Source organism: Pedobacter sp. Leaf170 (genome assembly GCF_920984665.1).
In the GTDB taxonomy this organism is placed as follows: Bacteria; Bacteroidota; Bacteroidia; order Sphingobacteriales; family Sphingobacteriaceae; genus Pedobacter.
This window is the reverse complement of record NZ_CAKLBP010000003.1, coordinates 458,224-474,058: the sequence shown is the minus strand read 5'-3', so window position 1 is coordinate 474,058 and position 15,835 is coordinate 458,224. Positions and strand designations below refer to the sequence as shown.

Below are 15,835 nucleotides of genomic sequence, written 5' to 3'. Positions count from 1 at the left end.
AAAAATAATTTTTAGATGTTAACTGTTGATGAACAGAATGTATTAAATGTAAATTCCGGATTAAGCATTTGATTCTATAAGTAACTTTAAAGCTTTTAAACGCCAGAGTAAAGGCTGGTTTACTCTAGAATCCGGATCTTTTCTTAAAGGCGCAAAATGACTTTCCAAAAAATGCTCATAGTCATTTATGATGGTAGCCGGATTAAGCAGGAGTGGGGTAACGGGTTTCTCTACTGATTTAAAATATTCTTCGAGTTCAGGGATTGTCATAGCCCAAAGATAATAAACCAATCAATTTGTTAATCCTTAATTATATAATTTTAAAATAATTACAATAAATAAATTTGCCTTAGTAGAATTATAGCGATTAATATTGCACTAAGAATCAAAATAAATAGAATCAGCTTGTTTTGCTCTTTATCTTTCGAAAAATTTACTGCTGATTTAATTAATTTCATGATATACTTTACAAATTTCATTAATTTGATGCTGAGAATTCATTAATTGAATGATATTTTGACTGCCGGCAACATAAAAGGATTAATCTGTACTAAGAATTTAAGAATTTTTAATTTAACGGAAACACAAAAGGCCTCAATTTAAATTGAAGCCTTTTGTGATTTTAAGGTTGTAGTTTTTTAAATTACTCTACCTGGATATTGTTTCAAAGCAAGTTCTAAACAATCCATCGATGCATTTAAATCATCAGTATTTAAAACATAAGCCATTCTAACTTCATTTTTTCCAGAACCTGCGGTTGAGTAAAAACCAGTTGCAGGCGCCATCATAACGGTTTGGTTATTATGGCTAAATTCTTCAAGCATCCATTGGCAGAATTTATCAGCATCATCAATCGGGAATTTTGCAACAACGTAAAATGCGCCGCCTGGATTTGGGCAGAAAACACCTTCAATATTATTCAACCGCTCCACAAGCGTATCTCTACGAAGTGTATATTCTGTGTTAACTTTTTCAAAGTAACTATCTGGTGTATCAACAGCAGCTGCTCCGGCAATTTGCTCAACCATACCTGGGCTTAACCTGGCTTGTGCAAATTTTAATCCCGATGCGAGAACCTCTTTGTTTTTTGTAATTAAACAACCCAAACGAGCACCACAAGCGCTGTAACGTTTAGAAACAGTATCCATTACAACCACATTCTCATCCAGGCCATCTAAATGCATTGGAGAAATAAATTCACGTCCGTCATAACAAAATTCGCGGTAAGCCTCATCAGAGAATAAGAACAAATCATATTTTACACAAAGTGATTTTAAAGCTTCTAATTCTGCTCTCGAATAAAGGTATCCCGTAGGATTATTTGGATTACAAATGATGATTGCTTTTGTTTTATCGGTAATCAGTTTTTCAAATTCTGCTATCGGTGGCAATGCAAAACCATTCTCGATATAAGATAAAATTGGTTTTACAACAACATTACTCATGCAAGCAAAACCATTGTAGTTTGCGTAAAAAGGCTCAGGAATAATGATTTCATCACCTTCATTTACACAGGTTAGCATTGCAATTGTAATGGCTTCAGAACCACCAACAGTAACCAAAATGTTTTCAGGTTTGATATTATAACCAAGTTTATTATAGTATTCGGTAAGTTTTTGGCGATAAGCTAGAGTGCCTTCAGACGGAGTGTAAGCCCAAACATCAAAATCGATGTTTTTAATTGCATTTAACATTCCTTCTGGCGTTTCTATATCTGGCTGACCAATATTTAAATGAAAAACCTTTTTACCATCTTGCTTTGCTTTATCTGCAAATGGCGTTAATCTTCTGATTGGCGATGCAGGCATCTGCAAACCTTTTTGTGAAATTTTTGGCATGGCACAAAAATAAAAAAGTCCCGATGAAAATCGGGACTTTTTAAAGATTATAGATTAAAAAATTATTTTGTTGCTGAGGCAACAGTTTCACCTTTAATATAAAGCACTTTAATTGGCGTTTTAGCATTTGATGTAACTGTAACCGTTTTGGTGAAAGGTTGTGGTGCACCTGCAGCGCTAAACGTAACTGAAATTGTTCCGCTTTCACCTTTTTTCAAAGGAACTGTTGTGTATTTTGGTACAGTACAACCGCAACTAGCTTCTGCTTTAGTGATAATTAATGGCTCTTCGCCAACATTTGTGTATTTAAAATCGTAAGTTACAGGTTTATTAACCGTAATCTTACCAAAATCATGGGTTTCAGCCTCAAATTTAAACTCTGCTTTAGCTGCGGTTTGTGCATTAGCAACTAAACCAAATCCCATTACAAAGGCGAATAATATAAAAATCTTTTTCATGTTTCTGCGTTGAAAAAATGTTTGTTAAACTTATTAAACAAATTTAATATTAATAGGAGTAAAACAAAAACTATTCCAAATATATTTTATCAACCCATATATAATTTTACAATTTAGGATAAAGGCAAACTTTTAATTTTATATATATTTGCGACAACCAATATTTGATTACGATGCAGAATGAAAAATTGATTACCAACTCTATTGATGCTTCTGAATTAAGTTTTAACGATTTTAAATCTATCGTTATAAACGACTATAAAATTGCCTTTGAAAGCCGTCAGGCTAGCGTTTTAGGCAGAAGAGAAGTGTTAACCGGGAAGGCGAAATTTGGCATTTTTGGCGATGGTAAAGAGGTTCCTCAAATAGCAATGGCTAAAGCTTTTAAAAAAGGCGACTGGCGTTCTGGCTATTACCGTGATCAAACTTTTGCTTTTGCAACGGGTATCTCTACAATAAAAGAATTTTTTGCTCAATTGTACGCAAATCCGGCAGAAGGTGCCGATCCTTTTTCGGGCGGCAGGCAAATGAATTGTCATTTTGCAACAAAATCTATCAACGAAGATGGAAGCTGGAATGATTTAACACAAACTAAAAATTGTTCGTCAGATATTTCTCCAACCGGTGGTCAAATGGCTCGTTTGGTTGGTCTGGCTTATGCATCTAAACTTTTTAGAAACAATAAAGAATTAGATTATTTAAAACACTTCTCGGTTAATGGAAACGAGGTAGCATTTGGTACAATTGGCAATGCTTCTACTTCTGAAGGTGTATTTTTCGAGGCGATTAATGCTGCCGGTGTTTTACAAATTCCTATGGCCATTTCTATATGGGATGATGCTTATGGTATCTCCGTTCCGGCAAAATATCAAACCACTAAAGAAGATATTTCTGAAGTTTTAAAAGGCTTTCAGCGTACAAAGGAACTTGCAGGCTACGAAATTTATAAGGTTAAAGGATGGGATTATCCCGCTTTATGCGAAGTTTATGAAAAGGCAATTAACGTTTGCAGGGAAGAGCATGTACCCGTACTTATTCATGTTACAGAGCTTACACAGCCGCAAGGTCACAGTACTTCGGGTTCTCATGAACGTTATAAATCAAAAGATAGATTAGGTTGGGAAAACGAGCACGATTGCATCTTAAAAATGAGAGAATGGATGCTGGAATCGGCTATAATTTCTGAAGAAGACCTTGCTGAATTAGAAAAAACAGCTAAAGCATTTGTTCGTAATGCTCAAAAAGAAGCATGGAATGAGTTTTTAGATAGCATTAAACCAGAGCAAAAACAGGTAATTGATTTAATTGGAGGGATGGTAAAGCACCAGCCCGAACTGGCAAAGCTTTCTACTCAATTGGCTTCTATTGCTGATGCTCAAAGACGTGAAATATTTACAATTGCCCGCAAAGCGATACGTCTTTCTGTAAAGTTTAATTCTGCAGAGCGTGATGAATTACTGAATTGGTATAAAAATCAGGAAGGTTTAAATTACGCAAGATATAATTCAAAACTTTATACCAATGGAAACGAATCTCCGGATAAAATTGAGATTGTAGAAGCCGAATTTAACGATTTATCTAAAATGGTAGATGGCCGAGAAGTTTTAAACGCTTGTTTTGATGCAAATTTTGCCCGCGATCAGCGATTAGTGGCTTTTGGTGAAGATTTAGGAAATATAGGTGATGTAAATCAAGGTTTTGCAGGTTTACAGGCGAAATATGGCGAATTGCGTATTACAGATACCGGTATTCGTGAAATGACTATCATGGGGCAAGGTATCGGTTTGGCCATGAGAGGTTTAAAACCTATTGCCGAAATACAATATTTAGATTATTTAATTTTTGCACTTAATGTACTCAGCGATGATTTGGCTTCATTGTCCTATCGTACAAAAGGCATTCAAAAAGCACCGGTAATCGTCAGAACACGCGGTCATAGGCTTGAAGGTGTTTGGCATTCGGGCTCGCCAATTGGTATGCTCTTAGGTTCATTAAGAGGATTGCACCTTTGCGTACCAAGAAATATGACGCAGGCAGCAGGTATGTACAATACTTTATTCAGGGCTGATGAACCTGCCGTTGTAATTGAGTGCTTAAATGGATATCGTTTAAAGGAAAAATTGCCTGATAACGTTGGAGCATTCACAATTCCGTTAGGGATAGCCGAAGTTTTAGAAGAAGGAACAGATATTACAATTGTATCGTATGGCTCAACTTTAAAACTTGTACAAGAAGCCGCAGAAGAGTTGGCAACTTTAGGTATTTCAGTTGAAATTGTTGATCCTCAAACCCTGTTACCATTCGACAAAACTAAAGTTTGCGCTACATCACTTAAAAAAACAAATAAGCTTTTAGTTGTAGATGAAGATGTTCCAGGAGGTGCTTCAGCTTATATATTACAACAAATTTTAGAGCAGCAGAAAGGTTATTTTAATCTTGATGGACAACCAAGAACGCTCACTGCAAAAGCACACCGACCTCCATTTGGATCAGACGGCGATTATTTTAGTAAACCATCGGTTGATGATATTATAGAACTTGTGTATGAAATGATGCAGGAATCTAATCCAACTAAATTTATCAGTTTGTTTTAAATCGAACAACTAAAGGTTGTAAAGCTGTATTTATACTCAAAAAAAATCGTTTTAAATGCATTAAACAAACATTTGGGTTTATCTATTAATTAAAAAAAATTATCTTTCGGTAATAATTAAGAAACCGATCATTCCTCAATTCTTTTCTATTGCTAGAAAAGAATTTCTTTTTCAGTTCCGTTTTATGTAGTTTCTTAATGTAACCAAAAATACCGAGGTAATTAAGATTTGAGCAATGGTTTACAGGAGAACTGAGATTAGTGAATGGCTTTATGGTAGAAGATTGTTTAAACAATCTTTACTAATTTTAACTCTTATACTCTTATTTTCTAAAACCTTTGCGCAAACTGTTATTCCGCGTAAGTTAGATAGTCTTTTTAAAGTCAACCAAAAATATTCTAGGCCCGATTCTAATAAAATGAAAACGCTTTATTTTATTATGAGGGAATACATGCTGCTCAAAAGTTCATCAAAAATTGAGGAGTATTATCAGAAAAGTTTACAGTTATCTCAAAAGCTAGGCAGAAGAGATTTTTCTGCAGTGATTTATAATCGCAGAGCTTTATTTAATCACGGCCTAGGCAATTATCTGGAAGCCGAAAAGTATTATAAAAAAGCTTTAAATGAATATCAAATCCTAAAGAACGAGTATAAGCAGGCAGATATTTATCTAAATATGAGTGCGCTTTATGGATCTATTCCAGACTATGTGAAATCGCTGGAAGCAAATCAAAAAGCAATGTTTCTGTATCAAAAAACAAATAGTCAGGAAGATTTGGCTAGCTGTTACATTAATATTGCGACAGTTTATCAAGCATTGAATAAGCAGAAATCGGCCACTGAATACGCAAAAAGAGCATTAAAATTATTCACTGCCAATAACGACCAAACGGGAATAGCTTTTGCCTACCGATGTTTAGGAGAAAGTTACATGGCGGCAAACACTGCTGACTTATTAGATATCGGGCTTAAACCCGAACAGAGGCTCGATGTTGCTTTAGACTATTTTAACAGAGGATTAAAAATCTCTGAAAATTCTGATAATCAGTTAAGTATTTCGTCATTTAAAAGAAATATTGGTAAAGTTTACGAGCAGCAAGGGCATGAAGCATTAGCACTGAAGTTTTATTTAGAAGCATTAAAGTATGATGAGCAAACTGGACAAAAAGCCTATTACGCAGTAACGCTGGAAACTTTAGGGGAATTCTACAAAAATCAGAAAAGATATAATGATGCTATTGAAACATTAAATTCAGCGCTCAATACTTCATTAGAAATGAATTTTTTAGATATTCAGAGAAATGTACTCTTAAAACTTAGTGAAATCTATCTTGATTTGAATAGATATAAAGAATCATTAGATTATTATAAGAAATACATCATTGCAAAAGATAAATTATTTGATGAGGATAAAGAACGCGAAGTAACCAGAAGACAGCTTATGTTAGATTTTGGGGTTAAGGAGAACGACTACAAGCTTATGCAGCAAGTTTCTGATGCAACCTTAAAAGAACAGTTGCTTTTGGCAAAGCAACAAGAGCAAAAACTCTTGTTAAATCAGAAAGAGCTTAAATTGGTGGGCAAGGAGAAAGATCTACAAAGCAGTAATTTTGAAAGGTCAAAGTTGCAATCAGATTACGATAATTATCTAAAAAACAGACAAATTTCAGAGCAAAAACAACAAATTGAATTTGACGGGAAGGTGAAAATATTTTTAACGGTTGCAATTACCTTGGTAATGTTAACTGCAGCGCTAATTTATTTCAATCAACGTAAAACCACCAGATTAAATAAAATAATAAACAAACAAAAAGCAGAATTAGAACAGCTGAGTAGGGTTAAGGACCGGATTTTCAGTATCGTTAGTCATGATATGAGAACGCCTGTAAATTCATTAATATCATTTATTCAGCTATTAGAAGCAGGTAAAATTGAACAGGAAAAACTCACAAGATATGCTTCATCGTTGAAGAATAGTTTAGCGTATACATCATCAATGATGGAAAATTTACTGAACTGGGCAGCCAGCCAAATGCAAGGATTTAACCCTTATTTAGAACTATTGGATATTTCTAAGCTAATTCTCGATGTATTAAATGCTTTTGAAGATTCTGCCGACCTAAAGCGCATCTCTATTCACAACAATGTTCAGCCAGATACAATTTGCAGGGCAGATGAAAATATGCTCTCGTTGGTTTTAAGAAATTTAATAAGCAACGCTATAAAATTTACACCCGAAGGCGGAAAAATTACGATTGCATCTTCAACTAAGGAGAATGAGGTCGTTATTTCCATTTCAGATAATGGAATTGGTATGGCAGAAGGACAGGTTAACCATTTTAATAACTCTACATTTCAGGGTGCCGGATTTAGCACACTTGGTACAAATAAGGAAAAGGGAACTGGTTTGGGTTTACTTTTATGTAGAACTTTTATGGCACTAATGGACAGTAAAGTCGTTTTACATTCCGTAAATGGCGAAGGCTCTACATTTAGCCTGATTTTTAAAAGAAGTTAAGCTATTTTTTAAATCGCGAAAGTGTTTTTTTCTCAATAACGTTTTCCAGCAATTCCTGCTTTGCAGCGGCACTAACAGGTACAATATATTTGTGTTCTAAATGAACCTCATGTGTAGTTAGGGTACAAATTGCATTTGTATTGATAATATATTGTTTATGAACCCTCATAAATTGATTTGGAAGTTGCTTTTCAAGATTTTTAAGACCTACTAAAATAATGTGTTTGTCATCAGCAGTGTAAATCTTCGAGAAATCGCCCATGCTTTCCATATAAATAACATCGCTATATTTCAACTTTGTTATTCCTTTAGTTTCTCTAAAAAAAAAGTATTCATCCTCTTGTTTAATATCGCTTTTTACAAAACTGGCAGCTTTTCTAAGTTCAATGTATTCAATCGCTTTATTTGCAGATTTTAGCAATCTTTCGAAAGTTGCTGGTTTTACCACAAAATCAATGGCATCTAAATCAAAACTTTCTGCTGCGTATTCGTTATGAGAAGTTATAAAAATAAATACTGGTTTGTTTTTAAGTGTTTTTAACAGAGATGTACCAGAAAGTTCGGGCATATTTATATCCGAAAAAACGATGTCAATTTGATTTTTGTTTATGATGTCAACTGCCTCTACACCATCCTTACAGATTGAAACGATATTTAAATTAGGGATTTTACCGAGGTGCATAGTAATCGCATCACGTTCTATCTCGTTATCATCTACTATTAAACAGTTATACATTGTATGGGGATGTGAAATCCAAAGATAACTATTAATACGATTATAAAATTGCCTTAAGTGGTTTATTTCAGCTTAATTCCTGTGCTTTTTTTCTCCAGTATAAAGTTTTTCTCCAGCCTTTATTTCAATTTGTAAATCATTTTCTGCCGGCGGTACGGGGCAACGGTACCCATCACTATAGGCGCAATACGGATTATAGGCTTTATTAAAGTCGACTTCAATTTTATTATCTACAATCTCTTTTGAACTTAAATCAATGTAGCGTCCACCTCCATAGGTTACCTGATTATTGGTTTCATCAGTAAAAGGCAAGAAAAGTAAGTCTTTATAAATCGGATTGCCAGCCAAGGCCACGTTTTTGTAGAGCGTCAATATAATTTGTTTGCCGTTCAAATCGAAGCTTATTTTCGCAAAGCGATAAAATTCTTTACTTGTTCCATCATAAGTTGGCATTTTAAAAATCTTTTCATTTTTTAAAAGTTCAACATTTGCTAAAACTTTATAATTACGGTCAGCATCATAAAAATGAAGGTTCGCTAAATCAGTTTCTTTTAATGGAGAATTGCTTTCCTTAATAAAATCTTGCCTATAATTTTCACGGTGTTTTGCAATTTGCTCCGCATAATTTTGAGCAGAAGTATTTATGCTGATGAAGAGTAGTAGGATAGGGAGAAGTTTTCTCATGATTTTTATTTTGTCATCGTCATTTCGACTGGAGCACAACGGAATGGAGGAATGTTTGAAATTTGCTAAACATAATTTAAAGATTTCTCGGCTTCGCTTGAAATGATGGTTAATAATATAAAAGTTCTTCGACAAGCTCAGGATGACAAGTTGCTTAAAAGTATTACAATATTAGCCTGTAGCCTAAACTACACTTACTTTATTTCTCAAAAACTGATCCGCTAAAACCAAAGCAGCCATTGCCTCTACAATTACTACAGCTCTCGGCACCACACAAGGGTCGTGGCGGCCTTTACCTTTAATTTCAGAGGCTTCGCCGGCAGCATTAATGGTTTGCTGATTATGCATAATTGTAGCAACCGGCTTAAAGGCAACTTTAAAGGTAATATCCATTCCATTGGAAATACCACCTAAAATACCCCCTGCAAAATTTGTGGTGGTTTTAAATACTTTTGAATCTGCTGCTTTTGGTTGAGGAATATCATTGTGTTGAGAACCTCTGAGTTCACTTCCGGCGAAACCAGAGCCATATTCAAAACCGTGAACAGCATTAATGCTTAACATTGCCTTACCTAAATCGGCATGTAATTTATCAAAAACAGGCTCACCTAAACCGGCAGGGCAGCCTTTAATTACACAGCCAATTTTACCACCAACAGTGTCGCCATCTTTTCTAACCGAATCGATAAACTCAATCATTTCATGCGCTGTTGCAGGGTCTGCACATCGTACAATATTTTCTTCTCTAATATCCAGCAAAGCTGATAAATCGTTACTTTCTAAATTAGGTGCCTCAATAGTTCCGACTGAAGTTACGTGGGCAAAAATTTCGATGCCTTGTTGTTTTAAAAATAGCTTAGCTATTGCGCCTGCAGCTACACGGGCGGCAGTTTCACGGGCAGAAGAACGTCCGCCACCGCGATGATCGCGTATGCCATATTTTGCGTCGTACACGTAATCTGCGTGGCTAGGGCGGTAAACATCAACATTATGACCATAATCTTTAGAGCGTTGGTCTTCATTTGGAATTAGCAAAGCGATAGGCGTGCCGGTACTTTTTCCTTCGAAAATACCAGATAAGATTTGAACGGTATCGCTTTCTTTCCTCTGCGTGGTAATTTTAGATTGACCAGGTTTACGTTTATCCAATTCTGACTGAATAAAATCCATGTCAATATCTAATTTTGCCGGGCAACCATCAATAATTACCCCAATGGCTACACCATGAGATTCGCCAAAGGTGGTTATGCGAAATAATTGTCCGAAAGAGTTGCCTGCCATATTTTATTGAGTGAATAATTGATTTTTGAATGATTGATTGAGATTTACACTCCCAGTCTTTATACTTTTTACTAAATACTTTCTACTGAGAACCCTGCTTTTTTCAAATCCTCCCAAAAATAAGGATAAGATTTTTCTACAACCTGCATTTCTTCAATTTCAACTTCGTTGATTAGTAATGCAAGCGGGGCAAAGGCCATCGCCATACGGTGGTCTTCGTAAGTTGCAATGGTAATTTTTTCAGGGAAATGAAGTTCATCTGTATTTAAAGTATAAACTAAATTATCTTCCGTTAAAGTAACACCAATTTTAGCCAATTCGTTTTGCAAGGCGGCTATTCTATCTGTTTCTTTAATTTTTAAAGTTTCAAGTCCGGTAAACGACATATTTTTACCCAAAGCAGCTGCGATCACAATAATGGTTTGTGCTAAATCCGGACAAGTTTTTAAATCCAAAACCTGATTGGTTTCTAATGCCAAGCCCAAGTTGCTTATGGAAATTCCTGTTTCGGTTTTTTCTGTTGCAATACCAAAAATCTTCATGATTTTTTTAATCTGGCTATCGCCTTGCAAGCTTTTTTCTTTCAATGCTGGTAAATTGATTTTAGCTTCATCTGCCAAAGCAGCAATACTATACCAATAAGATGCAGCACTCCAATCAGGCTCTACAACTAAAATTCCAGGCTTAAAAGACTGAGGTTTTATAGAAATCGAATTTCCACTCCATGTATGTTCAATGCCTACTTCGGCTAACATATCCAAAGTCATGTCTACGTATGGCTTTGAGGTTAATTCTCCTTCAATTTCTAACGTTAAACCTTCAGGTAAAACCGGTGCAATCATCAACAATGCCGAAATATATTGACTGCTGATATCGCCTTTGATTTTAACTTCAGCAGTTTTTTGATTTAGCGGGCCAACAATATTTAATGGAGGAAAGCCCTCAGCCTCTGCGTAAGAAATATCTGCCCCGATGGTTTTTAAAGCTTCTGCTAAAATTCCAATCGGACGCTGTTTCATACGTTCAGTTCCGGTTAATAGAAAATTACCGTTTTTAGCAGAAAGATAAGCAGAAAGAAAACGCATGGCTGTTCCGGCCGGGCCAACATCAACAGTTTGTGATTCTTGAATCTCTACTTCTAATTCATCCTCTAAAATATTAAGAATGCCATTCAACGTTACCGTATCGGCAGCATTTGATAAGTTTTTAACTTGTACTAGCTTTTTGCTTAAAGCACTAATAATCAATGCTCTATTGCATTCGCTTTTGGAGCCTGTTAGTTGGATTTCCGTATTAATATTCTTGGCTCCTTTAAAAGAAACTAAGGCGTTTTTTGACATGGTATTCTGTTTTAGCCCCACCCAACCCTCCCCGGAGGGAAGGGCTTTACAGTGAGCTGATATTTTAATATTATGATTTGTTGCGAAAAATGTCTCGCAACGAGATGGTCTTTAAGCTTTGGACTTGAAACCCTCTACCTTAAGCATTTCAACCCTTAACCTTATTTACTAACTTCTGTATGTTGTTCTGCAGCAATTCCTTTTTCAGCTTTGCCAGCATTCATAATTTCAGTTTGTTTACGAATAGATTCGCCGTGTACCAATTCTAAAAATTTCTCGGTAAAGTTTAAATCTAATTTTAAAGCTTTTGCAAAAGCGTGACCTTTTTTAATGATGGCATCCCAACGGTTAACTTGTAAAATCGTTACCTGATTATCGCGTTTAAATTCTCCTATTTTTTCTACAATAGCCATACGTTCAGCTAATTTTTGTAATAAGATATCATCAATTTTATCAATGTTCTTACGCAAATCAGCTAATTTATCAGCGAAAGCTTCATTTGGTGCTTCAGGTTCACGAACTGTTAAGCGGTCAACTAATTCAGCTAAAGCTGCCGGCGTAACTTGTTGTTTAGCATCTGTCCAGGCAACTGATGGGTCAACGTGAGATTCAATCATCAAACCTTGCATGTCTAAATCCAAAGCTTTTTGAGAGATGTAAGGAATCAACTCACGGTTACCACAAATGTGACTTGGGTCGTTTATGATTGGCAATTCAGGGCATAAAGTTTTCAGTTGAATAGCCATTTCCCACATTGGTTCGTTACGGAAAGAGCTTTTCTCAAATGAAGAGAAACCACGGTGTATTGCTCCAATTTTAGTAATTCCTGCCCCATTGATACGCTCGATTGCACCAATCCATAACTGTAAATCAGGGTTAACCGGGTTTTTAATTAATACCGGAATATCGTGACCTTTTAAAGCATCAGCAATTTCCTGAACTGTAAATGGGTTTACTGTAGAACGAGCACCAATCCAAAGGATATCAACACCAGCAGCTAATGCCTCTTCAACGTGTTTTGCATTTGCAACCTCAACAGCAGTTGGTAAACCGGTTTCTGCTTTAGCACGTTTTAACCACTCTAAACCAATGCTTCCAATACCTTCAAATTCTCCCGGACGAGTACGTGGTTTCCAGATGCCGGCTCTTAAAACTGAAACTTTACCAGTTGCAGCTAATAAATGTGCTGTAGTTAATAATTGCTCTTCAGTTTCTGCACTGCAAGGACCAGAGATAATTAATGGTTCGTTGTTAACGTTTAACCATGTGTTTAAAGGTTGGATGTTTAAATTAAGTTTCATGATTTATGGCTTGTAATATTTTATAATTCGATTGTTTAATTGTTGTACTGCTTAATTATGGAGTTGTAATTCGTAAATCTAAAATCGTAACGCTATCATACTTTATCGTTCTTTTGATATTCGCCGAGTATATTGAAATTCGAAGTGTATTTTAATGCTTTTCTAACAGCTTTATCATATTTTTCTGTACTCGGCCATTCTAAGTCAACGTAAAAATAATATTCGTTTCGTTTACCTAACACAGGCATAGATTGTATTTTTGTTAAGCTTACTTCTTGTTCTGCGAAGATATTTAATACGGTTGCAAGTGAACCAGCTTTATGGCCAACCTGAAAGCAAATTGATGCTTTGTTTATTTTTTTGCCTTCATCTGTTTTATCCTTTTTAAGGATAAGAAAGCGTGTGTAATTTTTTTTATTTGATTCTACTCGACGTTCTAGAATGTTTAAACCGTAAAGTTCTGCTGCTAAGTTGTTTGCAATAGCCATTGTATCAGTAAGTTTTTCTTCTTGAATACGTTTTGCACAAGCTGCAGTATCGTTACTTTCTACAATTTTAATGTGCGGATAATCGTAAAAGAAATCGATGCATTGACGAATAGCGATAGGATGTGAGGTTACGATTTTGATGTCTTCGAATTTTACCCCTGGCAATGCCAGTAAGTGCAGTTGAATAGGAAGGTAAACTTCTCCAACAACAGAAAAGCCATAGTCGCGAATTAAGGTATAATTTGGCAATAAGCTACCTGCGATAGAATTTTCAATCGCCATTACAACGAAATCTGCATCGTTTTTTTCCAGTTTATCGCAGGTTTCTTTAAAAGAATTGCATTCTACAGTTTCGATTTCCTTACCGAAAAATTTGTAGGCTGCTTCTTCATGAAAAGATGCTTTAATACCTTGAATTGCTACTCGTTTTGTCGTTTCCATTTTTGCGTAAAACAAAAAAGTCCCGGCTGTTTGCCGGGACTTTTTTATACATTTTAATATTGTTATATATCTTTTTGCATATTAGCCCCGGCTCTTACTAAAATAGTAAAAGTAACCAAAGTAATATGTGTTGAATAATTTCATTCTTGTTTTTGCTTGAGCCAAATGTAATAACAAAATTTAATTTGTCAATAGGAAAATGAAAATATTTTTATTTTTTTTCATTTATACCGTTTTGGTGTTGGGTATGAAATGAAGATTTAATGGTTATTAGAGGCTGTCGATAATTTTCTGAATATCTTTCTTTGAAATAGTTGCTTCTTCAGATTTATCATAAATGTAAATCATTGTGATTTCATTCTCGGTCTGAAGATAGGTTATTACTCTATAACCGCCACTCTTTCCTTTACCCTTACTTTTTACAGCAAGTCTTATTTTAAAAACGCTATTCCCTAAGTCAGTGCCTGTTTTTGGGTCTGATTTAAGTATTAATTCTAATTGAGTTAAATCGTTAACTAATGATTGATGTTTCTTTTTTAATTGTTTTGCTTTTTTGATGAAAATAGGGGAATAGATTATTTTTATTCCCGTTGTCATATATCTTTTAATGATAATGGTGCAATTTTTCCATTTTTAATTTCCCTGGCCTCTTGTATGCCTTGTTTAATTCCATCAAGCAACTCTTGCTTTTTAGAATTTTGAATAATTTTTGCATCAATTCTTTTTAATACCTCTAAAAGAAATTCAGTGTCGTTATCCTTAACTTGTATGGTTAATGTTGTCATAATAAAATCGACTTTTACCAAAAATACGAATTATCTTAATGAATTATGATGATGTTCAGGTTTTTCCAAAGGCCCAAATGCTTTGTTGCTAAACCTGATAGCAATGGAAATACTTTTAAAATTGCAGGAAACCTACATATTCTGTTCCTGAGAATGACAGAAGTTTTTAAAAGATTGCCTGCCTGCGGTAGTCAGGGAATGAATAGCAGGGCTGAATGAGCCAAATGAACAAAGCTACTCATTTCCAAAATCTTAAAAGAAAAATATTCTCTGAGAAAAAAAATGCTAATAATTATGCTGCTTGGCACATAACCCACGATTTAAATCGTGGGCAATATGACAATTCCGCTAACCAGGCTTAACAAGCAACATGACAATCCTAAAAAAACGGCTTGTAAAATACAAGCCGTTTACATGTTATCCTGTAGAACTTAGCGTTCGTTGCTCTTCGTTAATATCTATAAAATTCTGATTTTTTGCTGATTTTTCTGCATCACGCAATTCTTGTTGCATAATTTTGGCAATTTTGGTGCTTCCATCGTGGCTCCATCCCGGCGGATTAAGGATGTATTTCACCTTATCCAAAAAAGTCGGTGCCTTTTTTACATCTGCATTTAAGGCAATAAATTCGTGAAAGATAATGTTTACCGGTCCCGTGTCGGATGGTTGCGTAGTTAGTCCATATTTAACTTTATCATCTGGTAATTCTGCCTGAAAAGTACCAAACCATCTATCCCAAAGGATTAGAACCATACCCATATTTTTATCTAAATAACGAACATTGCTTGCATGGTGCACACGGTGATGCGATGGCGTTACAAAAACGTACTCATACCATTTAGGAAATTTGATATCATACTGTGTATGAACCAGATTACCATATATTTGAGTAACCAGATAAGCAAAAAGGATATCCATCGCCGTAAAACCCATAAAAGCTAAAGGCAAGTAGAAAAAAACGCGATACAATGGCTCGAAAACTGTAGAGCGGAAACCTGTTGTTAAATTGAAATGCTCTGATGAATGATGCGTTACATGCATAGCCCAAAAGAAGCGCACATAATGCCCAACAGTATGTAAAAACCAATATAGAAAATCTTGTGCAAGGATTAAAACGGCCCAATAAATCCAAATATTTGAGATTTGAAAAAGCCTGAATTGATAGCAATATTCTAATAAAAAGAACGTGGCAGTTTTCATGCCTAAATTAATTACAATTGCCGTAACCATTAAATAAATATTGGTCCAGGTATCGCGTTTGGTATATAATTTTCTATCGTGGGCATAGCTGAAATACATTTCAACCAGGGTTAAAACGATTACAAAGCCAAATAAGGCACCAACAGAAATATCACTTCCGGTGTATTTCAT

14 protein-coding genes are annotated in these 15,835 nt (G+C 35.1%); 2 read left to right on the top strand and 12 right to left on the bottom strand.

The window, feature by feature from the left end; genetic code table 11:
* Positions 1-60: 60 nt before the first annotated feature.
* The 3 genes from LUA90_RS10685 to LUA90_RS10675 all read right to left on the bottom strand — a co-directional run bounded on the left by LUA90_RS10685 (position 61) and on the right by LUA90_RS10675 (position 2,296).
* Positions 61-270 carry a hypothetical protein gene (locus tag LUA90_RS10685; RefSeq protein WP_231463673.1) on the bottom strand — a complete coding sequence of 70 codons (210 nt, stop codon included), beginning with the start codon at positions 268-270 and terminating at the stop codon, positions 61-63.
* Positions 271-638: 368 nt separating this feature from the next.
* The gene (locus tag LUA90_RS10680) at positions 639-1,838 is read right to left on the bottom strand and encodes a pyridoxal phosphate-dependent aminotransferase (RefSeq protein ID WP_231490965.1); all 1,200 of its coding nucleotides are present in this window, start codon (positions 1,836-1,838) and stop codon (positions 639-641) included.
* Between the two features lie 62 nt (positions 1,839-1,900).
* A complete protein-coding gene (locus LUA90_RS10675) occupies positions 1,901-2,296 on the bottom strand; it encodes a DUF1573 domain-containing protein (RefSeq protein ID WP_231490964.1) in 396 nt (131 codons plus the stop codon).
* Between the two features lie 173 nt (positions 2,297-2,469).
* On the opposite strand from LUA90_RS10675, the gene LUA90_RS10670 reads away from it, so the two are divergent.
* Positions 2,470-4,890: a thiamine pyrophosphate-dependent enzyme gene (locus tag LUA90_RS10670; RefSeq protein ID WP_231490963.1), complete on the top strand. Its 2,421-nt coding sequence runs from the start codon at positions 2,470-2,472 to the stop codon at positions 4,888-4,890.
* 418 nt (positions 4,891-5,308) lie between these two features.
* Entirely contained in the window at positions 5,309-7,408 is a 2,100-nt protein-coding gene (locus tag LUA90_RS10665) for an ATP-binding protein (RefSeq protein WP_231490962.1), read from the top strand.
* A 1-nt stretch (position 7,409) separates the two neighbouring features.
* Here the strand turns inward: LUA90_RS10665 and LUA90_RS10660 are convergent, their stop codons facing one another.
* The 9 genes from LUA90_RS10660 to LUA90_RS10620 form a co-directional block, all read right to left on the bottom strand.
* Positions 7,410-8,144 carry a LytTR family DNA-binding domain-containing protein gene (locus tag LUA90_RS10660; RefSeq protein ID WP_231490961.1) on the bottom strand — a complete coding sequence of 245 codons (735 nt, stop codon included), beginning with the start codon at positions 8,142-8,144 and terminating at the stop codon, positions 7,410-7,412.
* A gap of 72 nt (positions 8,145-8,216) precedes the next feature.
* On the bottom strand, positions 8,217-8,828 hold the full coding sequence (locus LUA90_RS10655; RefSeq protein ID WP_231490960.1) for a DUF1684 domain-containing protein: 612 nt from the start codon (positions 8,826-8,828) through the stop codon (positions 8,217-8,219).
* 183 nt (positions 8,829-9,011) lie between these two features.
* Entirely contained in the window at positions 9,012-10,109 is a 1,098-nt protein-coding gene (gene aroC / locus LUA90_RS10650; protein ID WP_231463687.1) for a chorismate synthase, read from the bottom strand.
* A gap of 71 nt (positions 10,110-10,180) precedes the next feature.
* A complete protein-coding gene (gene aroA, locus LUA90_RS10645) occupies positions 10,181-11,449 on the bottom strand; it encodes a 3-phosphoshikimate 1-carboxyvinyltransferase (RefSeq protein WP_231490959.1) in 1,269 nt (422 codons plus the stop codon).
* Positions 11,450-11,610: 161 nt separating this feature from the next.
* Positions 11,611-12,750 carry a chorismate mutase gene (locus tag LUA90_RS10640; protein WP_231463691.1) on the bottom strand — a complete coding sequence of 380 codons (1,140 nt, stop codon included), beginning with the start codon at positions 12,748-12,750 and terminating at the stop codon, positions 11,611-11,613.
* A gap of 95 nt (positions 12,751-12,845) precedes the next feature.
* On the bottom strand, positions 12,846-13,679 hold the full coding sequence (locus LUA90_RS10635; RefSeq protein WP_231490958.1) for a prephenate dehydratase: 834 nt from the start codon (positions 13,677-13,679) through the stop codon (positions 12,846-12,848).
* A gap of 270 nt (positions 13,680-13,949) precedes the next feature.
* Complete coding sequence (locus LUA90_RS10630) at positions 13,950-14,276, bottom strand: type II toxin-antitoxin system RelE/ParE family toxin (RefSeq protein WP_231490957.1); 327 nt, start codon at positions 14,274-14,276, stop codon at positions 13,950-13,952.
* Entirely contained in the window at positions 14,273-14,464 is a 192-nt protein-coding gene (locus LUA90_RS10625; RefSeq protein ID WP_231490956.1) for a hypothetical protein, read from the bottom strand. The genes LUA90_RS10630 and LUA90_RS10625 overlap by 4 nt, the downstream gene beginning before the upstream one ends.
* A gap of 417 nt (positions 14,465-14,881) precedes the next feature.
* Entirely contained in the window at positions 14,882-15,835 is a 954-nt protein-coding gene (locus LUA90_RS10620) for a sterol desaturase family protein (RefSeq protein ID WP_231490955.1), read from the bottom strand.